This window comes from Bradyrhizobium sp. CCBAU 51745, from assembly GCF_028128715.1.
Taxonomy (GTDB): domain Bacteria; phylum Pseudomonadota; class Alphaproteobacteria; order Rhizobiales; family Xanthobacteraceae; genus Bradyrhizobium; species Bradyrhizobium manausense.
Genome location: NZ_LBJP01000093.1, coordinates 843,396 through 866,540 on the forward strand (window position 1 = coordinate 843,396; position 23,145 = coordinate 866,540).

Here is a 23,145-nt window from a genome sequence, read left to right on the forward strand (position 1 = left end):
CCCAAGTCATTTTCAAATCGAGGGGAGATCCGGATTTTCATTCCGCGAAACGCGGCATCGACGCGTTGTGATCAGTGATGCTGCTCGCCGATATAGGCGGCGAGGACGGCGCGCTCCTCGCTGGTCATTTCCGTGATATTGCCCGGCGGCATCGCGTTGGACCAGGCCGCGACGCGCCCGATCAGGCGGATGTTGCGATGGATGTGCTCGGGTGCATCGAGCAGGATGCCCTTCGGCGCGGTGACGATGCCGGCCCAGACCGGCTCGGCAGCATGGCACATGCTGCAGCGGGACATCACGATCTCCTCGACATTGGCGAGTGTCGGCTGCGTCGACAGCGCGCCGGTCTTGACCTCGCGCGGCCCAGCTGCGGAGAGAAAAAGGATCGCGATCGCGCCAACTGCCGCCACGCCCCATACCCACCACGGCGATTTGCGTCCGGCATGTCCCTCGTTGAAGAAGTGGCGGATCACCGGTCCGAGTGCCAGCACGATCGCGACGATGATCCAGTTGAAGCGCGTGGCGTAGAGCAGGGGATAGTGATTGCTGATCATCAGCACGACGACCGGCAGGGTCAGATAGTTGTTGTGGACCGAGCGCTCCTTGCTGGTCTTGCCGAGCTTCGGATCGGGCGCCTTGCCTGCGATCAGGCTAGCCACGATCTTCTTCTGGTTCGGAATGATCACCGCGAAGACGTTGGCGACCATGATGGTGCCGATCAGCGCGCCGATCTGGTTGAAGGCGCCGCGTCCGCTGAGCACATGGGTGAAGGCGTAGGTCAGCGCGACCAGGAACAGATAGCCGCCGATGGCGAAGGGCAGCTCGCGCTGCGCAAGCCCGGTGCGGCAGGCGGCCTCGTAAAGCAGCCACGCCAGTGCAAGGCTGCCGAAGCTGAAAAGCCCGGCCTGGAAAGGCGTGAGATCGAGGGTCGACTTGTCGACCAGGAACAGGTCGGCGTCGAGATAATACACCACCACCATCAGCGCGAAGCCGGACAGCCAGGTGGTGTAGGCCTCCCATTTGAACCAGGTCAGTTCGTCCGGCATCTGGGCGGGAGCCACGAGATACTTCATGATCCGGTAGAAGCCGCCGCCATGGACTTGCCAGGCCTCGCCCTGCACGCCGTCAGGCAAATCGCTCCTGGGCTTGAGACTGAGATCGAGGGCGATGAAATAGAACGAGCTGCCGATCCAGGCGATCGCGGCCACCACGTGCAGCCAGCGCAGCAGCAGGCCCGCCCATTCCGATACGATCGATCCCCACATGATCACCCCATCAATCGCGACACCGATGCCGCAGCTTTGATGACCGCAACCTGCGGCCGTGCCCTTACAATCTGTTGCACCGATCCGCACCGTTTTCCAGTACGATGGATCACACCATCTGCACATCGTGCGGGCATGAGCTGACGTGGGATTTGGCAGGTAAGTCCGGGAGGAAGGTGGCGTGAAGATTCATGTTTCGCGCATGATGGTGCCCGCATGGCTGTTGAGCGTCTGCACCGTTGCCCAAGGTGAGCCCATGCTGCAGGGCAAGGATGCCTTTGGCAGCTGGCAGGCCGACAAGCCCGGCACCGTCAGGCTGATCCGTCCGCAGGATCTGGCCAAGCCCGGTGCCACGCCCTCGGTCTCAAATCCCACGCGCGTGACCGCGCGCGGCAGCGCGACACCTGATGTGCCTGACGGATTCAAGATCGAGCTTTTGGCTGACGGCCTCTCCGACCCCCGCGTGCTGCGCGTCGCGCCCAATGGCGATATCTTCGTTGCCGAGACCGGGCCGGGCCGCATTCGTGTGTTGCGTCTCGGAGAGGGCGGCAAGGTTGCGAGCAACGAGGTCTTTGCCAGCGGGCTCACCCGACCGTTCGGCATCGCCTTCTTCCCGAATGGCGACAATCCGCAATGGGTCTATGTCGCCAATGCCGGCAACGTCGTCCGCTTTGCCTATCGTGCCGGCGACCTGAAGGCCTCGGGCAAGGCCGATGTGGTGGTGGCCAACCTGGCGCATGGATCGGGCCATTCCACCCGCGACATCGTGTTCACGCCTGACGGCAAGCGCATGCTGGTGTCGGTCGGCTCCGCCAGCAATGTCGCCGAGGGCATGGGCAGCCCGCCCGGGGGGCTCGAGGCCTGGGCGCGCACCCAAGCGCTTGGTGCGTCCTGGGGCTATGAGGCGGAGCGTGCCGCGGTGCTCTCGTTCACCCCCGAGGGCAAAGACCGCAAGCTTTACGCCACCGGCATACGCAACTGCGTCGGCCTTGCGATCCAGCCGCAGACCGGCATGCCCTGGTGCTCGACCAACGAGCGCGACGGACTCGGCGACGATCTCGTGCCCGACTACGTCACCAGCGTGAAGGAGGGCGCCTTCTACGGCTGGCCCTGGTTCTACATCGGCAGCAATGAAGACCCGCGTCATGCCGGCGCGCGGCCGGACCTCAAGGACAAGGTGACGATCCCGGACGTGTTGATACAGCCGCATTCAGCCTCGCTCGGCATGACCTTCTACCAGGGCACGCAGTTTCCGTCCGAATATCAGGGCGACGCCTTCGCCGCTGAGCACGGCTCCTGGAACCGCTCGAAGCGCACCGGCTACAAGGTGATCCGCATCAGGATGAAGGACGGCAAGCCGACCGGGGAGTACGAGGATTTTGTCACGGGCTTTGTCGTGAACGACAGCCAGGTGTGGGGACGTCCGGTGGGGATCGCGGTGGCCAAGGATGGATCGCTGCTGATTTCGGAAGATACTGGCGGCACGATCTGGCGGGTGACAAGCGCGCCGCGATGATCGTGCTTGCCGCCCTCATCCCCGCCGCACACTCGCTCCGCCATCCACCGGCAGCGTCACGCCGGTGATGAAATTCGCCTCATCCGACGCCAGGAACAGCGCGGCATTCGCGACGTCCCAGCCAGTGCCCATCTTCTTGCGCAGCGGCACCTTGCTGTCGCGCTCGGCTTCTACCTCGGCGCGGGTCCTGTGCCATTCGCGGGCGCGGGTATCGACAGCCATCGGCGTGTTCATCAGGCCGGGCAGGATGACGTTGGCGCGGATACCGTATTCGGCGTTCTGGTAGGCGAGCTGCTCGGTGAAGGCGATCATGGCCGATTTCGTCGCCTTGTAGGCGACGTAGGGATAGGTGGTGATCGCTGCCATCGACGAGATGTTGATGATGGCCCCGCTCTTCTGCGCACGCATGATCGGGATCACTTCCTTGGCCGCGAGGATGCAGCTCTTCAGATTGATGGCGACGACGCGATCGAACGCCTCCTCGGTGATTTGCAGCAGCTCGGCGTCGCCGCCGGCGAGGCTGACGCCGACATTGTTGTGCAGCACGTCGATCCGGCCCCAGCGCGATATGGCGTCTGCTACCATCGCCTTGATGTCGGCGGACTTGGTCACGTCGGCCTTGAAGGCCGCGGCGGTCCCGCCTTTTGCGGTGATTATCGCAACCGTTTCCTGCGCCGATTCCAGGTGGTGATCGACGCACAGCACCTTGGCGCCCTCGCGCGCGAAGGTGAGAGCGGTGGCGCGCCCATTGCCGATGCCTTCGCCGGGGCTCTGGCCGGCGCCGACGACGATCGCAACCTTGTCTTTGAGGCGCATCTCACTTCGCTCCCTGGATCGATACATCGCATTATTTTCGTGCACATTAGCAATCGATCCGACCTGAGAGAAGAGCGCGGCTCCTGCGTTCATGTCATTGACATCACATGGAATTGCATGCTGCGGCCGGCTCATCGGGCTTGGTTGCCCCTTGTGTTCAGGAACCGCTCCGACGCTGGCGCGTTTGTTGCGGAGCCTTTTCCGCGCTAGGCTCGCTTCCGGGGCTTCCCAATCGCCAGTGGCTTGCCGATGAATCTGCTCGATCCACAAGGGCCGGTGGCTGCCGCCAACAGCACCATCCTGGTCGATTCCGTCTTCATCATGCTCGCGATCGTGGTACCGACCATTGTCGCGATCCTCGCTTTTGCGTTCTGGTTTCGCGCCTCGAACACGAGAGCACGCTTCCAGCCGGACTTCGTCTATTCCGGCCGCGTCGAGATGGTGGTGTGGTCCATACCTGCGCTGACCGTTATCCTGCTCGGCGGCGTCGCCTGGATCGGCTCGCACCAACTCGATCCCAGAGCACCCGTGCCAGGCACCGGCAGCCCGGTGCGGATCCAAGCCGTCTCGCTCGACTGGAAATGGCTCTTCATCTATCCCGACCAGCGCATTGCGACCGTCAACAGTTTGACAATTCCCGCAGGTGCCGAACTGAATTTCCAGCTGACGTCGTCGAGCGTGATGAACGTGTTCTTCATCCCGCAGCTCGGCAGCATGATCTACACCATGAACGGCATGGTGACGAACTTGAACCTGCGTGCCGACAATGAGGGCAAGCTGCAAGGCCTCTCGGCGCATTTCTCCGGCGACGGCTTTCCCGACATGATGTTCGACGTCAACGTGGTCTCGCCGCTCTCATTTCCGGACTGGGTCGCAACCACAGCGAAGACCGATGCCGTGCTGAACGAGGACAGCTACAAGAAGCTGATGCAGCAGGGCATCGAGAAGGACAGGCCGACCTATCGGCTCGACGATCCCCGCCTGTTCGACCTGATCGCAACCCAGCACATTCCGCCAGGGCCGGGGCCGGAGCTCGTCTCCGATGCCGGCCGTCCCCACACTGGAGGCGTTGATGCTCGGTAAGCTCGACTGGTCCGCTATTCCGTTCGATCAACCTGTTCCGCTGATCGCGGGTGGCGTGGTGCTGGTTGCGATCCTCGCAGTGCTGATCTGGGTCGTCGTGAAAGGGCATCTGCCCTATCTCTGGCACGAATGGATCACCAGCGTCGATCACAAGCGGATCGGCGTCATGTACATCCTGCTCGCCTCGGTGATGCTGCTGCGTGGCGGCAGCGACGCCATCATGATGCGGATTCAGCAAGCGATCGCCTATCAGTCGCAAGGCTATCTGCCGCCGGAGCACTATAACCAGATCTTTTCTGCGCACGGTACCATCATGATCTTCTTCGTGGCGATGCCGTTCGTGATCGGACTGATGAACCTCGTCGTGCCGCTTCAGCTCGGCGTCCGCGATGTCGCGTTTCCGACCCTCAATTCGGTCGGCTTCTGGCTCACCGCGACAGGTGCCCTGCTGGTCAATCTGTCGCTCGTGATCGGCGAATTCGCCCGCACCGGGTGGCTCGCCTTTCCGCCGCTGTCGGGGCTGTCCTACTCGCCGGGTGTCGGCGTCGACTATTACGCCTGGTCGCTCCAGATCTCCGGTGTCGGGACGCTGGTCGCCGGAATCAATCTTGTCACGACAGTGCTGAAGCTGCGGACCAAGGGCATGAACTATCTGCGCATGCCGATGTTCTGCTGGACCACGCTGGCCTCGAACCTCCTGATCGTCGCGGCGTTCCCGATCCTCACAGCGACGCTCGCGATGCTGCTGCTCGACCGTTACCTCGGCTTTCACTTCTTCACCAATGAAGCCGGCGGCAACGTCATGATGTTCATGAATCTGATCTGGGCCTGGGGGCATCCGGAGGTCTACATCCTGGTGCTGCCGGCCTTCGGCATCTTCTCCGAGGTGGTCTCGACCTTCTCCGGCAAGGCGCTGTTCGGCTACCGCTCCATGGTGCTTGCGACCATGGCGATCTGCGTCATCTCCTTCATGGTCTGGCTGCATCATTTCTTCACCATGGGCGCAGGCCCCGACGTCAACGCCATCTTCGGCATCGCCAGCATGATCATCGCGGTGCCGACGGGCGTGAAGATCTACAATTGGCTGTTCACGATGTATGGCGGTCGCATCCGCTTTGCGACGCCGATGCTGTGGGCGGTCGGCTTCATGGTCACCTTCATCATCGGCGGACTGACCGGCGTGCTGGTCGCGGTACCGCCGGCGGACTTCATGCTCCACAACAGCATGTTCCTGGTGGCTCATTTCCACAACGTCATCATCGGCGGGGTGCTGTTCGGCGCCTTTGCCGGCTTCGAATACTGGTTTCCCAAGGCATTCGGCTTCCGCCTCGACGAGCGCTGGGGCAAGCTGGCGTTCTGGTTCACCTTCTCAGGCTTCTGGATCACCTTCGTGCCGCTCTATGTCGCCGGCATGCTCGGCATGACGCGGCGCTTGCAGCATTATAATGTCGCGGAGTGGCGGCCGTGGATGATCGTGGCGGCCATCGGCATGGCCGTTCTGTCGATCGGCGTGATCTGCCAGATCATGCAGCTCGTGGTCAGCATTCGCAACCGCGAGGCGTTGCGCGACCGCACCGGCGATCCCTGGGACGGCCGCTCGCTGGAATGGGCGACCTCGTCGCCGCCGCCGGTATTCAACTTCGCCTTCCATCCTGATGTCCGGGGCGAGGATGCCTATTGGGACATGAAGATCGCGGCCCTGCAGCAATCGCTCGAGCATGACGTGCCCGAATATCACGACATCGAGATGCCCAGGAACTCACCGACGGGCTTCGTCTGCGCGTTCTTCGCCACGATCATGGGCTTTGCGCTGATCTGGCACATCTGGTGGATGGTGATTTTGGGCGGCATCGGCGCCTTCGCGACCTTCGTCGTGTTCGCCTGGCGCGACCATGACGAATACGTGATTCCGGCAGCCGAAGTCGCCGCGATCGACCGCGTCAATCTCGAGGAGCGGCGCAGCCTCGTCAGCATGGCGGGGGCGATCTGATGTCGATGACCGCGACCGCCGGCCGCGCGCACGCCGATCCCCATCACATCGGTCGTGTCATCGAGCATCCTGGGCCCGCGCCGAAGCGGACCGTGACCGCCTATGGCTTCTGGGTGTTCCTGCTCTCCGACATCGTGATGTTCTCCTGCTTCTTTGCGGCTTATGCCGTGCTAGTCAACCAGACCGCTGACGGCCCCAAGGGCTCGGAGATTTTTGAGCAGCGTAACGTCGCGATCGAGACGGTTTGCCTGCTGCTGTCGAGCTTTACCTGCGGCATGGCCGGCATCGCCGCCGACGTGCGCAATCGGTTCTGGTTCTATCTCGGCATGGCCGTGACTTGCGTGCTCGGGCTGATCTTCCTCGCCATCGAGTTCAGGGAGTTTGCCGACCTCGTGTCGCGCGGCTATGGGCCGTCACGCAGCGCCTTCCTGAGCGCGTTCTTCTCGCTGGTCGGCTGCCACGGCCTGCATGTCTCGGCCGGTGTGCTCTGGCTGCTCACCATGATGGCGCAGGTCTTCGCCAAGGGCTTTCGCGCCGACGTGCTGCGTCGGATGATGTGCTTTGCGTTGTTCTGGCATGCGCTCGACATCATCTGGGTCGGGGTGTTTTCCGTCGTCTACCTGCTAGGGGGTGGCGCATGAGCGATCAGACGCATATGCCGGCCGGACATGATCTCGCGCCGGGCGACGAACAGCAACACAGTGTCGGCGAGCGGGTGCTTGGCTATGTCGTCGGTCTTGGCCTGGCGCTAATACTCACCGCGACCTCGTTCTTCATCGCGGGCACCGATATGGTTTGGCAACCATCGATCCCCGTCGCGCTGATCGTGCTCGCGATCGCGCAGATGGGCGTGCATCTGGTGTTCTTCCTGCACATCACCACGGGCCCAGACAACACCAACAACGTGCTGGCGCTGGCCTTCGGGCTGCTGGTCGTCTTCCTGGTGGTCGGAGGAACCGTCTGGATCATGTCGCATCTCAACCAGAACATGCCGCCGATGGATCAGTTCATCCGGATGCACAGCTAGCGCTGTACAAAAAAGAAGAGCCGCTTGTGCGTGACAAGCGGCCCAAGTCTAGGGAGGAAACGCCCGAGCAAGGACAATCCGATGAGGATCGTCCGCCAAGGAAACGCCCGCGCAAAGCGCTTGCGTACACATATATGTGCAGCAACTCCCGTTTCAGTTCAATTCCGGATCATTACTGTCTCCGGCTACCACTCACGGCTGCGTGAACCAAATGTTCACTTTGGCCGGCGGCAATTATAGGCCTTGCGGAAGCCCGAGGCCTGGGCGTCGTCCTCGGAGCAGAACCAGCGGTCCGGCTTGGTCGTCGCGGCGTAGCTCGGGCAGCCCCTGAGGTGATAGATGCCGATATTGCCGGTGACGCGGGCGCGCACTGCGAGCTTGCCCTTGATGGCGCAGCTCGGCGGCGCCGTCAGCTCCTCCGGAAACAGCACCGCCCGAATCTCCTTGTCGCGGTCGGGGCGGCAGGCGGCGCCGAGCAGGGCGCCGTCCTTCTTCCCGGTGCGGAATTCTTGCGGTGCAACAAAGCAGCCCTTCCAGATGCCTGATGACGCCGTCTTCGCCTCGGCCGCCGCCGGCTTGACATTGGCCTTGAGCGGCTCGCGGGCGATGGCAAAGCCCAGCCTGACCAGTTGCTCGTTCAACGAGACCTTGTCGCCCTCGACCGTGCAGATCGCGCGGTGGCGCTTGCCGAATTTCTTCTCGGGACCGACGTCGTCACAGCGCACCGGCTTGCCGCCGATCAGCTTGGTGAGCTGGTCGCGGGCCTCGATGCCGCAGGTCCAGGAATCAGCGTGGTCGTCGATGCAGACCTGGTCGAGCTCGGGCGCGTCGACGCCGTCGAGCCGGTAGGTGACGTCGCCGAGCTGGATCGAATTGGCATCCCGGATCGTCGCAGCCGCAGTCAGCGCGGCGGCAGGATTGGAGGTCTCCAAGAACCCGGCTAGAGCGAGAAATAAAACAAGGGCGAAGGCGCGGGCGGCGGCCGATGAATTTTCGAAGGACATCATTTCTCGCTGTCGATTGCTCTGGCTCCTCGTTCCTAGCATCCGGTCATCGCCAGACCAATGGTCTGCGTTGTGCGAAGTGCGACATTCGCCAGCCAGCCTTTACTCGCCGGCCGGTCTACCCCTATCGTTCTGCAGCCTTGTAAGCCGTGATGGCCGAATCGCCCGGGAAGTGGCGAGGGCGGGAGGAAGACTTTTCGATGAAAGACCCCGTGGACGTCCTGATCATCGGCGCCGGCGCTTCTGGCGCTGCGGTGGCGTGGTCGCTGGCCGAGACCAAGATGCATATTCTCTGCCTGGAGCAGGGCGGCTGGATGAACCCGGCGGAATATCCGAGCACGGGCCGGGATTGGGAGGCCAGGTTCTTCGGCGAATGGTCGTCGAGCCCCAATATCCGCGGCCGGCCCGAGGACTATCCTGTCAACGACGACAATTCGCCGATCAAGGTCGTGAACTATAACGCCGTCGGCGGCTCGACGGTGATGTACACCGCGCACTGGCCGCGGCTGCATCCGTCCGATTTCAAGGTGAAGACGCTCGACGGCGTCGCCGACGACTGGCCGATCGACTATGACGCGCTGACGCCGTTCTTTGAAGAGAACGACCGCATGATGGGCACGTCGGGCCTGTCAGGCGATCCGCTCTCGCCATTGACCCATCCGCCGATGCCGCAACAGCCGATGGGATTGTCCGGGGCCATCGTCGCCAAGGCCATGAACAAGCTCGGCTGGCACTGGTGGCCGTCGGACACGACGGTCGCGACCATGGACTATGAAGGCCGGGCGCGCTGCATCAATCTCGGCCATTGTACGCCGGCCTGCGCGCAAGGCGCAAAATCCTCGACCGACATCACCTATTGGCCGCATGCAATTCGCGCCGGTGTCGAGCTCCGCACGCATTGCCGCGTGCTCGAGATCACTACCGACGAGAACGGCATGGCTTCGGGCGTGGTCTATTACGACAAGGATGGCGTCGAGCAGTTCCAGCCCGCGCATGTCGTGATCATCGCCTGCAATGGCGTCGGCACGCCGCGACTGCTGCTCAATTCGAAATCCGACCGCTTTCCGAACGGCCTTGCCAATTCGTCGGGGCTCGTCGGCAAGAACCTGATGTTCCATCCCTATGCGCAGATCTACGGCTATGTGAAGGAGCCGACCGACTCGAACCGCGCGCCGCCGACCTGCCTGTGGAGCAAGCAGTGGTACGACACGGACCACTCGCGCGGCTTCGTGCGCGGCTATGGCGTTCAGTTCGTGCGCGGGGCCGGTCCCGTGTTCGAGGCCGTCATCAGCGAGCAGAAGGGCATTCTGCCGTGGGGCGCGGATCACCACCGCGTCTTCCGCAAGCTCAATGGGCACCGCTTGGGCTTCTCGGCGATCTGCGAGGATCTTCCGGAGGAGCACAACCAGGTCACGCTCGATCCCGTGCTGAAGGACAGCCACGGCATTCCCGCGCCGAAGATCGACTACACGATCTCCGAGAACAGCCGGAGGATGATGGACCATGCGCTCGCCCGCGGCCGCGAGGTGCTGGAGATGGCCGGCGCAACCGACATCTGCGTCAACTCCCCGATCCCCTGGGGCGGCTGGCACCTGCTCGGCACCGCGCGGATGGGTACTGACCCCAAGCGCTCCGTCGTCAACGAATGGGGCCGCACGCATGACGTGAAGAACCTCTTCATCGTCGACGGCAGCATTTTCGTCACCTCGGGCGGCGTGAACCCGACCTCCACCATCCAGGCCCTTGCGCTCTACATCGCCGACCAGATGAAGCAGCGCCTCGCCAATTTGTTCGATTGAGGCCGTCATGACCGCTGACAAGCAACTCACGCGCGCTCAGCGCGACGACCTCCGCACCATCGCCGCGATGATCGTGCCCGCCAGTGACGAGTACAAGGTGCCCGGCGCCGACGATGCCGCGATCCAGGCCGACATGCTGGCGACGCTCGGCCGCGACACCAAGATGGTGGCGGCAGCGCTGGACCATCTGGCGCGGCTGGCCGGCGGGCCGCTCGCCGAGCTCGGCGCGACGCAGCGCGATGCCGTGGCGCAGGAGTTTCGCAAGAACGGCGGCGCGGCTGCGGCCACGCTCGTTCGTGTTGTGCTGCAATGCTACTACCGCGACGACCGCGTGCTGCGCTCGCTTGGACTGGAGCTGCGCGCGCCATTTCCCAAGGGCCACGTGCTCCCCGACGGAGACTGGTCGCTGCTCGATCCGGTCAAGGCGAGGGGCGGCACACTGCGGCGCGCGCCCTAGCCATCTGGGCAGTTCAGTCCCGCGTCCCAGGCGGGTCCCTTGCGCGGCGGGGCACAGGCCACCATCTGTGTGAGCTTCAAGGATTCTTGCCATGCTGGATTTCACCTCAGATATCGTCGATGACGCAGCGTCATCGCGAATGACAGAATCTGCCCCCATCGATGACCGGCTCCTGCTGGACGCCTATTCCAACGCCGTGATCGATGTGACCGACCGCGTCGGTCCTGCCGTCGTGCGCGTTGAGACGGGACCAAAAACGCCGAATGGCCGCGAGCGTGGCGGGCTTGGCTCGGGCATCGTGATTTCGCCTGATGGCCTCGTGCTCACCAACAGCCATGTGGTCGGCTCGGCCAAGGAGATCCGGCTACGCGATGTCGAGGGCCATGTCGGCGATGCCCAGGTGCTCGGCGTCGATCCGGATACGGATCTCGCGCTGCTGCGCGCCAACGGCGTGCGCGACTTGCCGTATGCCGCGCTTGGCAACTCCAAGACGCTGCGGCGCGGCCAGCTCGTGATCGCGATCGGCAATCCGCTCGGCTTCGAATCGACCGTCACCGCCGGTGTGGTCTCGGCGCTCGGGCGCTCGATCCGATCTGTGAGCGGCCGCACCATCGAGGACGTGATCCAGACCGATGCCGCGCTCAACCCCGGCAATTCCGGTGGTCCGCTGGTGTCGTCGAATGCCGAGGTGATCGGCATCAACACGGCCGTCATCAATGGGGCACAAGGCATATGCTTTGCGGTCGCCAGCAACACCGCGCAATTCGTGCTGTCGGAGATCATCCGCCACGGCTATGTCCGCCGCGCCTATATCGGCGTTGCCGGGCAGACCGCGCCGGTGCCGCGGCGGCACGCGGTGCTCGCCGGCGTCGAGAACAAGATGGGTGCGCTCTTGATGCAGATCGAGCCGGACGGACCGGCGGCGAAGGCCGGCCTGTTGCCTGGCGACGTCGTGATCAGGCTTGACGGCGTCGAAATCAACGGCGTCGATGATCTGATCCGCGTGCTCGATCGCGACCGGATCGGCCGGCGGCTCGCCATGGACGTGCTGCGGCTCGGACGGCTGCGGGCGATCGATATCGATCCGATCGAGCGGAAGCCGCAGCGCTAGCTGCGGGACGGCGGGCGGGGTATGACGGTGTCATGCCTCGCCTCCGGATCCCAGCCGCATGATGCCGGCGCATGAGACCTACGACGTCATTGTCATCGGCGCGGGTGCCGGCGGCATGACGGCTGCGGCCGTCGCCGCCGCTGAAGGCCTGCGTGTGCTGGTGATCGAGAAGACCGCCTTCGTCGGCGGCACCACGGCGTGGTCCGACGGCATGGTCTGGATCCCCGCCAATGCCAAGATGAAGGAGACGGGGCTCGCCGACAGCATCGCGGATGCAGTCCAGTATCTGTCGAGTACGGTGCCCGAGCCCGCCAACGCGGGCCTGCGCGCTGCCTTTCTCGCGCGCGGCCCGGAGGCGATCGCCTATCTCGAAGCCAGGACCGAGGTGCAGCTTCAGCCGGTGGAAGCCTGCCCGGACCATTATCCGGAGCGGCTAGGTGCGACATCTGGCGGGCGAGTGCTGCAGCCCGTTACTTTCGACGCAACACGGCTAGGCGAAGCTTTCGCGCGGCTGCGCCCACCGCTGCCGGAGTTCATGCTTTTCGGCGGGATGATGGTCGATTGTCTCGACATTCCACATCTATGCCGCGTCGGAAAATCGTTGCGGTCGACCCTGCGCGTGGCACGGCTCGTTTCCCAATACGCGCTGCAACGGCTGCGCTGGTCCCGCGGGACGACGCTGCATGTCGGCAACGCGCTCGCCGCGCGGCTTTACGCCTCGCTGCTGGCGCGACGGGTGGAGATCCTCTTCAGTGCCGATGTCGAGGATCTGTCGATGCAGGTTGACCGTGTCAGCGGTGTAGTCATTCGTCATGGCGCGCGCGATCGCCTGATCACCGCGCGGCGCGGCGTGGTCCTGGCGACGGGCGGCTTCTCGCACGATGCCATCCTGCGCAAACGTTTCTTCCCTGCGGCAGCCGGGTTGGTCTCGGCGACCGACACCTCGACCACGGGCGATGGAATTCGCCTTGCGACGACGGCTGGCGCTGCGCTCAACACGGAGGCGACGAGCCCGGCCTATTGGGTGCCGGCCTCGCTCTTCCGACGCGCCGACGGCAGAAGGGGTGTGTTTCCCCACATGGTGACCGACCGCGCCAAGCCCGGCGTGATTGCCGTCAACGCCGCCGGTCGCCGTTTCGTCAATGAAGCGCTGCCGTACCATGAGTTCGCGCTCGCCATGCTGCGCGATGCCAATGGCGAGCGGGACCGGCCGTTCTACCTGGTCTGCGACCGCCCGTTCCTGTGGAGCTACGGTCTCGGCCGCATCAGGCCGTTCACGCGCAACGTGCGGCGATATGTGGCCGGCGGCGAACTGATTGAGGCGCCCGACATCGCAGAGCTCGCGGCCAAGATCGGCATCAAGCCGGCTGTGCTCACGGCGACAATCGCGAGCTATAATGTCGATGCGAAGGAGGGCCGCGATCCCGAATTCGGCCGTGGCAGCACCATCTACCAACGGCACCACGGCGATGCTGCGCACAAGCCCAATCCTTGCGTCGCGCCGATCGTCGGTGCGCCGTTCTTTGCAATGCGGATCTACCCAGCCGATCTCGGCACGGCGATCGGCATGAAGGTCGATGCGCAGGTGCGCGTGCTGCGCGAGGACGGCACGCCGATCGCGGGGCTCTATGCCTGCGGCAACGACATGGGCTCGATCACGAACGGGAATTGTCCGGCCCCGGGCATCATGCTCGGGCCGGCGCTGACGTTCGGGTATATTGCCGGGCGGCATCTGGCGGAGGGGGCTGCAATGGCTATCGGAACGGCAGCAGCCTCAGCCTCAGTCTAGCCATCTCCACCGCTGTCATGCCCCGCGAAAGCGGGGGCATCCAGTACGCCGCGGCTCATCGATTCAATCACAACCGTCTCGGCGTACTGGATCGCCCGGTCGAGCCGGGCGATGCCACTGAGTGTGTGGCAACGCTACTCCGCTGCCGCGGCAAAGCGGCTGTTCTCCAGCTCCGCTTCCAGCCGCGCCTTCTCGGCCGCTGCCAGCTTGACGTTGGCGTCCTTGACGTGGCCGAATCCGCGGATGGTTTCCGGAACACGCGCGAGCCGCGTCAGCAGCGGGATTTGCTCCGCCTTCAGTCCAGCCATCCGCTGATCGATCATGTCAAGATAATCCGCGACCAGCTTCCGCTCGGTCCTGCGCTCCTCGGTGCGGGCGAACGGATCGAACGGGCCGCCACGCAGGAATTTCAGCTTCGCCAGCACGCGGAAGGCGTGGATCATCCAGCCGCCGAACTCCTGCTTCTGAAGCCGTCCCGTCGTCTTGTCGCGCTTGGCGAAGATCGGCGGTGCCAAATGGTACTTCAGCGTGAAGTTGCCGTCGAATTTCTCCGACACCTTTTTGGCAAAGCTGCCATCTGTGTAGAGACGTGCGACCTCGTATTCGTCCTTGTAGGACATCAGCTTGAACAGGTTCTTTGCCACGGCCTCGGTCAACTCCGAAGACCGAGGCGAAGCGGCCGTTTCTGCCTTGCGCACCTTCGCAACCGCCGCAAGATAGCGGTCGGCGTAGGCCTTGTCCTGATAGCCCGTCAGGAACTCCGCGCGGGTTGCGATGACATCGTCGAGCGAATTGGTCGCGGCGGAGGCGCGGCTCTTGAACTGCAGCACGCTGCGCACGCGTGACATGTCGTGAGCGGCGAGGCGGCCCCAGGTGAAGGCGAGCTTGTTCATCTCGATCGCGGCGCCGTTGATCTCGATTGCGCGGAGCAGGGCCTCCAGCGACAGCGGGATTGCGCCCTTCTGGAAGGCGAAGCCCAGCATGAAGGGATTGGTCGCGATGCTGTCGCCCATCAGTGCCGCGGCAACGCCGGTGGCGTCGATGATGTCAAGGTTCTTGTCGCCGACGGCGTCGCGCAGCACGGTCTGCATCGTGCCCATCTCGAAATCGAGATCTGGGTTTTGCACGAAGCTCGCGGTCGGCTGCAGGTCGGCGTTGATATAGGCCTTGGTCACGCCGCGCTCGGCGCGGCTGAGCGCAGCGGGGCCGGCCGAGACGATCATGTCGCAGCCGAGGATGACGTCGGCGCCGCCGGTGGTGATGCGGACGGCCGAGATATCCTCCGGCTTCGGCGCGATGCGGACGTGGCTCATCACGGCGCCGTTCTTCTGCGACAGGCCGGTGAAGTCGAGCGCCGAGCAGCCGCGGCCGTCGACATGGGCGGCCATGCCGAGCAGCGCGCCGATCGTGATGACGCCGGTGCCGCCGATGCCGGTGACGAGGATGTTGTAGGGACCGTCCAGCTCACGCAGCGGCGGCAGCGGCAGATCGGCGAACACCTGGCCGGAATCGACCGCCGATGTCTTCATGCGCTTCAGCGAGCCGCCATGGACGGTGACAAAACTCGGGCAAAAGCCTTCGACGCAAGAAAAGTCCTTGTTGCAGTTGGACTGGTCGATCTGGCGCTTGCGGCCGAACTCGGTCTCGCGCGGCTGCACCGAGACGCAGTTGGAGGCTTGCGAACAATCCCCGCAGCCTTCGCAGACCAGTTCGTTGATGAAGGCGCGCTTGGCCGGATCGGGATAGAGGCCGCGCTTGCGGCGGCGGCGCTTTTCGGCGGCGCAGGTCTGGTCGTAGATGATGACCGTGAGGCCCCTGATGTCGCGCAGCTCGCGCTGCACGGCATCGAGCTCGCGGCGATGATGGATGGTCGCGCCTTGTGGGAAGTAGTTCCCCTCAGGATATTTGCCGGGATCGTCGGAGACGATCGCGAGCCGCTTGACGCCCTCGGCCCAGACCTGATGCGCGATTTGCGCAACGTTGAAGGCACCTTCGGCCGGCTGGCCGCCGGTCATCGCGACGGCGTCGTTGTAGAGGATCTTGTAGGTGATATTGATGCCAGCCGCTGAGGCAGCGCGCAGCGCCAGCAAGCCGGAGTGAGTATAGGTGCCATCGCCGAGATTCTGAAAGATGTGCTTCTCGGTGGTGAAGGGCGCTTGGCCGATCCAATTCACGCCCTCGGCGCCCATATGCGATATCAGGTCGGTGCGCCGTGTCGGCATGCTCAGCGCCATGCCGTGACAACCGATGCCGGCCATGGCGCGGCTTCCTTCGGGTACGCGCGTCGAGGTGTTGTGCGGGCAGCCCGAGCAGAAAAAGGGCGTCCGCGCGAGCTTGATCTGCGAACTGGTCGTGACGGGATTGTCGAAGGCCTCGAGCCGCGCGAGGCGCTGCTCCAGCACCGGGCTGTGATGGCCGAGCTTGCGCAAGCGCGCGACCAACGCGCCCGCTACGATGGTCGGCGTCAGTTCGCCTTCGCTCGGCAGCAGCGGCGCCCCGCTCTCATCGCGCTTGCCGGCGATAGTCGGGCGCTTCGACGCATCGATATTGTAGAGGATGCGCATCAGCTGGTCTTCGATGAAGCCGCGCTTCTCCTCGACAACGAGCACGTCCTGCAGGCCTTCGGCAAAGCGCTTGGCGCCGCTTTCCTCCAGCGGCCAGGTCAGCGCGACCTTGTAGATGCGCAAGCCGAGATCCTGCGCGTCCTTGTCGGTAATGCCGAGGTCGGCCAACGCCTGGCGCAGATCGAGATAGGCCTTGCCGGTCGCGATGATGCCGAGCCGGGCGGGCTTGGAATCGAGCACGATGCGATCGAGTTGGTTGGCGCGGGCGAAGGCCTGCACCGCTTGCATCTTCGGCCCGAACAGGCGCCGCTCGGCCTCCAGCGGCGGATCGGGCCAGCGGATGTTGAGGCCGCCGGGCGGCATCTCGAAATCATCGGGAAGTGCGATCTTGATGCGTTCAGGATCGCTGTAGATGGACGCCGAGCTTTCCACGGTCTCGCTGATGGCCTTGAAGCCGACCCAGCAGCCGGAGAAGCGCGACAGCGCAAAGCCGTAGAGGCCAAGATCGAGATAATCCTGCAGCGTGGCCGGATTGATCACGGGAATCAGCGCCGCCGCGAACACCTGCTCGCTCTGATGCGCCAGCGTCGAGGACTGGCAGCCATGATCGTCGCCGGCAAGCGCCAGCACGCCACCGTTGAGTGAGGTGCCGGCCGCGTTGGCGTGCTTGAGCGCATCGACCGAGCGATCGACGCCGGGACCCTTGCCGTACCAGATGCCGAACACGCCATCGACCTTGGCGCCGGGAAACAGGCCGACCTGCTGGCTGCCCCAGACCGCGGTCGCCGCCAGATCCTCGTTCAGGCCGGGGACGAAGGCGATATCGTGCTGCTGCAGATGCGACTTCGCGCGCCACAGCGCGTGGTCGTACATGCCAAGCGGGGAACCGCGATAGCCGGAGATGAAGCCGCCGGTGTTGAGCCCTTGGAGCCGGTCGCGTTCGCGCTGCAACATGGGCAAGCGGACCAGGGCCTGGGTGCCGGACAGGAAGATCCGCTTCGATTCGAGCCGGTATTTATCGTCCAGCTCGACCTGCAACAGCGTCATTTCAGCAGTCCTCGTTGTCGTATCAGGTGGGAATTTTGCGCCGCGGAAAGATTGGCGACTTGCGAAGCGGATGCTGCAGTCAAAAGCATGGAGCATCGAAGTCAATATCGCTGGCCGCATCCGTGGCGGGCCTGCTAGTCATGGCTGCCTGTGGAGGAACCGATGACAGCGAACGCGTTCAATACCGAGATCACCGAAACCGCCGAGGCTCTGATCGGGCCGTGGCGTCAGCCGCGCCAGATGCTGCACGCGCAGGTTTACGACGCGCATGCCTCCATCCACGACGACGCCACCGCGCAGAAGCTCGGCTTCAAGGGCGGTACCATCGAAGGCCCCACGCATTTCAGCCAGTTCGCGCCGCTCGGCGCGCGGCTGTGGGGGCGGGCGTGGTTCGAGAGTGGTTGTCTCTCTGCGCACTATCGCAATGCCTGTTTCGAAGCCGAGGACGTGCAGGCGATCCTGTCAAAGCCTTTGCCTGGAACGAGTCAGTGCCAGATCCAGATGATAAAGCGCGACGGCACCGAGGTGCTGCGCGGCACGGCGTCAGTCGGCGATCCCCACGCTGCGACAGCGCTGGAGACGCGCCTGACAGAGCTCAAGCCGCTCACCGATCCGGTGATCCTGCGCGACGTGAAGGTGGCGCAGACGAGCAAGCGGCAGCTGGTGCGGATGGCGTTCGACCAGAACATGGGCGACCTCTATCCGTTCTCCCTCAGGCAGAAGCTCGCAGTCATCACCGAAAGCTCGCCTTACTATTCGAGCGCCGACAATCCGTGGCGGAAGGCGATCATCCCGATGGAAATGCTGAGCGTGCTGTTCCAGTACCGCTCCAAGGACGATCCGCTGCCGGCGAAGGGACCGGCCGTCGGCCTGTTCGCTGACCAGGAGATCCGGCTGGTGAAGGGGCCGCTCTTCGTTGACGAAGAGTACGAAGTCGAACGCGAGGTGGTCGCGCTGTCCGGCAGCCGTCGCACCGAAAGCGCCTGGGTCAAGACGCGGGTGTTCGACAAGGCTGGCGCGATGGTCGCGACCATGCTGCTCAACATGGCGACGCTGAAGGCTTCGTACGCGCCCTATGAGGAGGAGTATCGGCGGCTGTATGGAGCGGGGCGGTAACACCACCCTCGTCATTCCGGGGCGTGCGTAGCGCGAGCTACGATGCGCAATTGCGCATCCGAGAATCCATTTCGCCTCATGTTTTGCTGCTCGATGGATTCCGGGTTCGACGCTTGCGCGGCGCCCCGGAATGACGACGGAGGCCGCTCATCCTTTAAGCAAATGCACGTCGCAAAGCCGTCGCACAGGGAATAAGCAGACGTCGACGTCTGACGTAACCTTCTGAGCACGCATCGATTTTCGTTTCAACTCGCACGTCAACGCAATTGTACACAATGGCACGGTGCTTGCAGAACTCTCCTCAAAGAGAGTTCTCGCGGGGGCCTGCGTCATGTTGAACTCAGCCAAGCCGACACTGGGCGTCATCAGTGCCGAGCCCGAGCCGATCAGGCTCGACTGGTCGTCGACTGCTCTCGTGATCATCGACATGCAGCGCGACTTCATGGAGCCCGGTGGTTTCGGCGAGACGCTTGGCAATGATGTCAGCCAGCTTGCGCGCGCGGTGAAGCCGATTGGCGCGGTGCTGAAGGCGGCGCGCGACACCGGCATGCTGGTGATCCACACCCGCGAAGGTCATCTGCCTGATTTGTCCGATGCGCCGCCGGCGAAAGTCGAGCGTGGCGCGCCGTCGCTGCGGATCGGCGATCCCGGCCCGATGGGCCGCATCCTCATTCGTGGCGAAGCCGGCCACGACATCATTCCGGAGCTCTATCCGCTCGACAGCGAGGTCGTGATCGACAAGCCCGGCAAGGGCGCGTTCTACGCCACCGAGCTGACCGATGTGCTGGAGAAATATGGCATCGAGAATCTGCTCGTGTGCGGCGTCACCACCGAGGTGTGCGTCAACACCACCGTGCGCGAGGCCAATGACCGCGGCTATCGCTGCGTCGTCATCTCGGATGGCTGCGCATCCTATTTCCCCGAGTTTCACGAGATGGGCCTGAAGATGATCAAGGCCCAGGGCGGCATCTTCGGCTGGGTCGCCAGCTCAGCCGCAGTACTGGAGGCGATGACGATTTCGACCACATAGGGGGTTCTCATGAGCACTTTGACGGGGACGGCCGGCAAATCTGAAAGCAATACGTCCGAATTTAAACCGGCGTTATGGACATCGGGCGACTGGAACGCGTTTTTCGGCTTCGGCACCAACATCCTCGTCAACATGCTGGTGCTCACGGGCCTGCTTCGTTTCGTGTTGAAGATGCCTGATAGTCTCGTGTTCGGCCGCATCCTGCCCGCGCTCGGGCTGATGATGTGCCTCTCCACCTTCTACTACGCCTTCCTCGCTTATCGGCTCGCGCAGAAGACCGGCCGCAACGACGTCTGCGCGCTGCCGTCGGGCGTCAGCGTGCCGCACATGTTCATCGTCACCTTCGTGATCATGCTGCCGATCACCTTGAAGACCGGCGATCCGCTCAAGGGCTGGTCAGCCGGCCTGGTCTGGGTGTTCTTCCAGAGCTTCATCCTGATGATCGGCGGCTTCATCGCGCCGTTCATCCGCAAGATCACGCCGCGCGCGGCACTGCTCGGCACGCTTGCCGGCGTCTCCGTTACCTTCATCTCGATGCGGCCTGCGCTGGAGATGTATATGACGCCGCAGATCGGCCTTGTATGCTTCGCCATCATCCTGGTGAGCTGGTTCGGCGGCGTGAAATACTGGCGCGGCATTCCCGCAGGCCTCGTGGCGATTGCGGCCGGCATGATCATCGCCTGGGGTTCGAACCTGTTCGGGCTCGGCCTTGGCGGGTTGAGTCTCACAGGCGTGGGCGCAGCCTTCGCAAACTTCGGCTTCTCGGTGCCAATCCCGGCGGTGGGCTATGTCTTCTCCGGCTTCGAGTTCCTCGGCATCATCCTGGTCACTGCCATTCCGTTCGGCATCTATGACCTCGTCGAGGCCATGGACAATGTCGAGAGCGCGGAAGCAGCCGGTGACGAATATCCCACCACGCGGGTGCTGACTGCCGACGGCGTCGTCAGCCTGATCGGCTGCCTCATGGGCAATCCCTTCATCAACGCAGTCTATATCGGCCATCCCGGCTGGAAGGCGATGGGCGGCCGCATCGGCTATTCGGCGGCGACCGGCATCATGGTGGTGGTGCTGGCCTGGTTCGGCATCATCTCGGTGCTGCTGGCGCTCGTGCCCGTGGTCGCGATCTCGCCGATCCTGCTCTATATCGGCATGCTGATCGGTGCGCAGGCGTTCCAGACCACACCGATCAAGCATGCGCCCGCGATCGTGCTGGCGCTGACGCCGCATCTTGCCGCCTGGGCCAAGCTCCAGATCGACACGATGCTGGCCTCGACCATGACAGCGGCCGCGACCGTCGGCGGCATGGCGGCCGACAAAGCCGACGCCGTGAAGACCGCGGCGGTCGCCGCTCTGCCGCAGCAGGGTGTGTTCTATCACGGGCTGGAGGTGATGGGCGGTGGCTCCATTCTTGGCGGCCTCATCCTCGGCGCGATCGGCGTCTTCATCATCGAGCGCGACTTCGAAAAGGCGTCGGCCTTCGCGCTTGTCGGTGCGGTGCTGACCTATTTCGGCTTCATGCATGGTGAGGCCGTCGGCGTCGGCGGCGGCTTCGGTGTCACGCCCGCCGTGGCCTTCTCCTACGCCGTGATGGCTGCCGGCCTGTTTGCGGCCAGCAAGCTTGGAGCCAGCGAGCACTACGCCGCGCATCCGGAGATGCACGCGGCTCCGGCGGAGTAGCAGCGGTAGATGCGAAACGACGGGCGGCTGGTTGCCGCCCGTCGTCGCTCTTTAGGGCATCGATTTCTTGCAGACGAAGCTTTCAGCGGCGGCCTTGTCGCCACCCACATAATGTGGGTAATCGGGATAGCGGCACATCGGCCGGGCTGCCTTCAGGGCGAAAGGCGGTGCGGTGTCTTTCGAGGTCTGGATCAGCGTGTCGGCCGGAGCGATGCCGTCGCTCGCCCAGCGGTCGAGCGGTCCGAGCAGGTCGACCATGGTCGGGATCGCCGAGCCGTCCAGTACGCTCGTGCCGGGGCCGGTATGTGTCGAGCCGGGCGAGACGTAAAGCCGAGCCGATGCGTCGACCGTCGACTGGCCGAGGCGCGCCACGACCGATTGGAAATAATTGATCCCGGCGAGTGGGCTTTGCGCGAGATCGGCCATGTTCTCGCGTAGGATCAGCTTGCCGCCGTGGGCGAAGAACGCCGAGAGGTCCGGATTCGTAGAGTCGAGAAGTTTCGAGACCTCCTCGATGCGGGCGCGGAAGTTCTCGGGGCGGTAGTTGCGCACGTCGAACTTGTCATCGCGCGTCACGATAAAGCGTATTGCGTTGACGCCATAGAGCCATTGCTGCGATACCGTTGCAACATCGATTGGCTGCGCCGGTGGGGCCGTGCCCATCACCCAGCGCGTGATGGTCATCCGCTGCGGGTCCGGCGTGATCTCGTTGCCATAGAGCCATTGCGGATAGCTGGTGATGCCGTTCGCCATCGCAAACGGAAAGGGATGCGGCGCATGCAGCGTCTGGATGGCGGCGATCTGCGCGTCCGACAAGCAGCTATCGCCCGTGTCGGTGCCGCCTTGGCAGCGCAGCCCCTGCAAGCTCACCTTCGGCTGGCAGGCGAGATAGTTGCTGATGACGCCGTCGCGCAGGCCATCGAGGTCGTCACAGGTATTGGCCACGAATCGTGCCAGCGTCTCGCTCTTGGCCGGGTTGAGCCAGCCGCCGTCGAATTGCGGCAAATTGTTCGGGACATAGGACTGGAACAACATCGACAGCTGCACCACCGGGACCACGCTGACGATCCCGTCGTAATCCGCCGGGAAGCGCTGTGCCATGGTAAGGCCCTCGCGGCCGCCCTCCGAGCCACCGAAATAATAGATCCTCGACGGCCGCTTGCGATAGAGCGCGTCGACGAGCGCGATGGCGACGTCGCGCACCTTCTTGTAGGAGGCATAGGCGTAGTTGATCAGCATCTCCTCGTTGAGGCCGAACTCGCCGATGCGATCGGGCGCAAAGCTAGCAACCTGATGACCGGAATCCGTGCCCAGCGTGGCATAGCCGCGCGTCACGGGCAGAGCGTCATCTGGCGCGGCATCGCGCAAGGGAGCCAGGCCGCTCACGAGCGTGCCGTTGTACCCGCCACCGCCATATTGCAGCAGCTTGCCGTTCCATGCGGGAGGTAGGTTAAGCTGAAAGTTGATCAGTTGCGCGGCGGGATCGATCGGAGCAATGGTGCCGACCACCTTGCAGAAATCCGGTGTCGCGGAAGATGTCGCCTTCGCTGGCGCGGCAGGCGTGTAACTCGCCGATGTGACTGTGGCCTCGCCGCTGGGCAGCCCGATCAGTGGGGCCGGGATCTTCAGCCCTGCAAGCCGCGCGCAGTCACTCGGGAATGCCGCCTCCGCTGCCGCGGGCCTGCCCGACGCGGAGAGCGCGATCGTGCAAAGAACGAGGCTGAAGGCGGCTCTGTGCCACACCGCGAAGCTTTGTCGTGAATGATCGGCGCCCGGCATAATTATGCTTCTCGGCTCTCATTGGCTTGTTCCTGATACACGCACCGGATCCTACGGCTTGATGGACGAGGAAGG

At 63.9% G+C, this 23,145-nt stretch carries 17 protein-coding genes; 12 read left to right on the top strand and 5 right to left on the bottom strand.

The features are described 5' to 3' along the window. Positions 1-71: 71 nt before the first annotated feature. A complete protein-coding gene (locus tag XH98_RS40205) occupies positions 72-1,265 on the bottom strand; it encodes a urate hydroxylase PuuD (protein ID WP_271621875.1) in 1,194 nt (397 codons plus the stop codon). A gap of 205 nt (positions 1,266-1,470) precedes the next feature. On the opposite strand from XH98_RS40205, the gene XH98_RS40210 reads away from it, so the two are divergent. Beyond that, entirely contained in the window at positions 1,471-2,781 is a 1,311-nt protein-coding gene (locus tag XH98_RS40210; protein WP_271621957.1) for a PQQ-dependent sugar dehydrogenase, read from the top strand. Between the two features lie 15 nt (positions 2,782-2,796). On the opposite strand, the gene XH98_RS40215 is transcribed toward XH98_RS40210, so the two are convergent. Further along, positions 2,797-3,597, bottom strand: a complete 801-nt coding sequence (locus tag XH98_RS40215; protein WP_271601732.1) for an SDR family NAD(P)-dependent oxidoreductase — start codon at positions 3,595-3,597, stop codon at positions 2,797-2,799. Between the two features lie 249 nt (positions 3,598-3,846). On the opposite strand from XH98_RS40215, the gene XH98_RS40220 reads away from it, so the two are divergent. The 4 genes from XH98_RS40220 to cyoD are packed head-to-tail and all read left to right on the top strand — an operon-like array spanning position 3,847 to position 7,697. Further along, a complete protein-coding gene (locus XH98_RS40220) occupies positions 3,847-4,680 on the top strand; it encodes a cytochrome ubiquinol oxidase subunit II (protein ID WP_271601733.1) in 834 nt (277 codons plus the stop codon). Beyond that, positions 4,670-6,670 carry a cytochrome o ubiquinol oxidase subunit I gene (gene cyoB, locus XH98_RS40225; RefSeq protein WP_271621876.1) on the top strand — a complete coding sequence of 667 codons (2,001 nt, stop codon included), beginning with the start codon at positions 4,670-4,672 and terminating at the stop codon, positions 6,668-6,670. Before XH98_RS40220 ends, cyoB begins: the two co-directional genes overlap by 11 nt. Then, the gene (locus XH98_RS40230) at positions 6,670-7,311 is read left to right on the top strand and encodes a cytochrome (ubi)quinol oxidase subunit III (RefSeq protein WP_271601735.1); all 642 of its coding nucleotides are present in this window, start codon (positions 6,670-6,672) and stop codon (positions 7,309-7,311) included. The genes cyoB and XH98_RS40230 overlap by 1 nt, the downstream gene beginning before the upstream one ends. Continuing rightward, a complete protein-coding gene (gene cyoD / locus XH98_RS40235) occupies positions 7,308-7,697 on the top strand; it encodes a cytochrome o ubiquinol oxidase subunit IV (protein WP_271621877.1) in 390 nt (129 codons plus the stop codon). Before XH98_RS40230 ends, cyoD begins: the two co-directional genes overlap by 4 nt. 215 nt (positions 7,698-7,912) lie before the next feature. Here cyoD and XH98_RS40240 read toward each other — a convergent pair whose 3' ends face one another. After that, entirely contained in the window at positions 7,913-8,701 is a 789-nt protein-coding gene (locus tag XH98_RS40240; protein ID WP_271621878.1) for a thermonuclease family protein, read from the bottom strand. Positions 8,702-8,901: 200 nt separating this feature from the next. Here XH98_RS40240 and XH98_RS40245 point away from each other — a divergent pair, with 200 nt between their 5' ends. From XH98_RS40245 to XH98_RS40260, 4 genes are all read left to right on the top strand, one after another. Beyond that, complete coding sequence (locus tag XH98_RS40245; protein ID WP_271621879.1) at positions 8,902-10,500, top strand: GMC family oxidoreductase; 1,599 nt, start codon at positions 8,902-8,904, stop codon at positions 10,498-10,500. Between the two features lie 7 nt (positions 10,501-10,507). Next, positions 10,508-10,957, top strand: a complete 450-nt coding sequence (locus XH98_RS40250) for a hypothetical protein (protein ID WP_271601738.1) — start codon at positions 10,508-10,510, stop codon at positions 10,955-10,957. 91 nt (positions 10,958-11,048) lie between these two features. Continuing rightward, complete coding sequence (locus XH98_RS40255; RefSeq protein ID WP_271621880.1) at positions 11,049-12,068, top strand: S1C family serine protease; 1,020 nt, start codon at positions 11,049-11,051, stop codon at positions 12,066-12,068. 58 nt (positions 12,069-12,126) lie between these two features. Then, the gene (locus XH98_RS40260; protein ID WP_271621881.1) at positions 12,127-13,857 is read left to right on the top strand and encodes an FAD-dependent oxidoreductase; all 1,731 of its coding nucleotides are present in this window, start codon (positions 12,127-12,129) and stop codon (positions 13,855-13,857) included. Positions 13,858-13,991: 134 nt separating this feature from the next. Here XH98_RS40260 and XH98_RS40265 read toward each other — a convergent pair whose 3' ends face one another. Further along, positions 13,992-17,468, bottom strand: a complete 3,477-nt coding sequence (locus tag XH98_RS40265) for an indolepyruvate ferredoxin oxidoreductase family protein (protein WP_271621882.1) — start codon at positions 17,466-17,468, stop codon at positions 13,992-13,994. A 162-nt stretch (positions 17,469-17,630) separates the two neighbouring features. On the opposite strand from XH98_RS40265, the gene XH98_RS40270 reads away from it, so the two are divergent. From XH98_RS40270 to XH98_RS40280, 3 genes are all read left to right on the top strand, one after another. Beyond that, positions 17,631-18,584 (top strand): hypothetical protein, encoded by a 954-nt coding sequence (locus XH98_RS40270; protein ID WP_271621883.1) that lies wholly within the window; start codon positions 17,631-17,633, stop codon positions 18,582-18,584. Positions 18,585-18,915: 331 nt separating this feature from the next. After that, a complete protein-coding gene (locus tag XH98_RS40275) occupies positions 18,916-19,614 on the top strand; it encodes a cysteine hydrolase family protein (protein ID WP_057753445.1) in 699 nt (232 codons plus the stop codon). Positions 19,615-19,623: 9 nt separating this feature from the next. Then, a complete protein-coding gene (locus XH98_RS40280; protein ID WP_271601743.1) occupies positions 19,624-21,291 on the top strand; it encodes a regulator in 1,668 nt (555 codons plus the stop codon). 51 nt (positions 21,292-21,342) lie between these two features. Here XH98_RS40280 and XH98_RS40285 read toward each other — a convergent pair whose 3' ends face one another. Beyond that, a complete protein-coding gene (locus tag XH98_RS40285) occupies positions 21,343-23,070 on the bottom strand; it encodes a tannase/feruloyl esterase family alpha/beta hydrolase (protein WP_271621884.1) in 1,728 nt (575 codons plus the stop codon). Between the last annotated feature and the right edge of the window lie 75 nt (positions 23,071-23,145).

Coding starts and splice junctions, on each gene's coding strand:
- XH98_RS40205 (WP_271621875.1), bottom strand. CDS start 1,265: ATGTGGGGATCGATCGTATCGGAATGGGCGGGCCTGCTGCTGCGCTGG.
- XH98_RS40210 (WP_271621957.1), top strand. CDS start 1,471: ATGGTGCCCGCATGGCTGTTGAGCGTCTGCACCGTTGCCCAAGGTGAG.
- XH98_RS40215 (WP_271601732.1), bottom strand. CDS start 3,597: ATGCGCCTCAAAGACAAGGTTGCGATCGTCGTCGGCGCCGGCCAGAGC.
- XH98_RS40220 (WP_271601733.1), top strand. CDS start 3,847: ATGAATCTGCTCGATCCACAAGGGCCGGTGGCTGCCGCCAACAGCACC.
- cyoB (WP_271621876.1), top strand. CDS start 4,670: ATGCTCGGTAAGCTCGACTGGTCCGCTATTCCGTTCGATCAACCTGTT.
- XH98_RS40230 (WP_271601735.1), top strand. CDS start 6,670: ATGTCGATGACCGCGACCGCCGGCCGCGCGCACGCCGATCCCCATCAC.
- cyoD (WP_271621877.1), top strand. CDS start 7,308: ATGAGCGATCAGACGCATATGCCGGCCGGACATGATCTCGCGCCGGGC.
- XH98_RS40240 (WP_271621878.1), bottom strand. CDS start 8,701: ATGTCCTTCGAAAATTCATCGGCCGCCGCCCGCGCCTTCGCCCTTGTT.
- XH98_RS40245 (WP_271621879.1), top strand. CDS start 8,902: ATGAAAGACCCCGTGGACGTCCTGATCATCGGCGCCGGCGCTTCTGGC.
- XH98_RS40250 (WP_271601738.1), top strand. CDS start 10,508: ATGACCGCTGACAAGCAACTCACGCGCGCTCAGCGCGACGACCTCCGC.
- XH98_RS40255 (WP_271621880.1), top strand. CDS start 11,049: ATGCTGGATTTCACCTCAGATATCGTCGATGACGCAGCGTCATCGCGA.
- XH98_RS40260 (WP_271621881.1), top strand. CDS start 12,127: ATGATGCCGGCGCATGAGACCTACGACGTCATTGTCATCGGCGCGGGT.
- XH98_RS40265 (WP_271621882.1), bottom strand. CDS start 17,468: ATGACGCTGTTGCAGGTCGAGCTGGACGATAAATACCGGCTCGAATCG.
- XH98_RS40270 (WP_271621883.1), top strand. CDS start 17,631: ATGACAGCGAACGCGTTCAATACCGAGATCACCGAAACCGCCGAGGCT.
- XH98_RS40275 (WP_057753445.1), top strand. CDS start 18,916: ATGTTGAACTCAGCCAAGCCGACACTGGGCGTCATCAGTGCCGAGCCC.
- XH98_RS40280 (WP_271601743.1), top strand. CDS start 19,624: ATGAGCACTTTGACGGGGACGGCCGGCAAATCTGAAAGCAATACGTCC.
- XH98_RS40285 (WP_271621884.1), bottom strand. CDS start 23,070: ATGCCGGGCGCCGATCATTCACGACAAAGCTTCGCGGTGTGGCACAGA.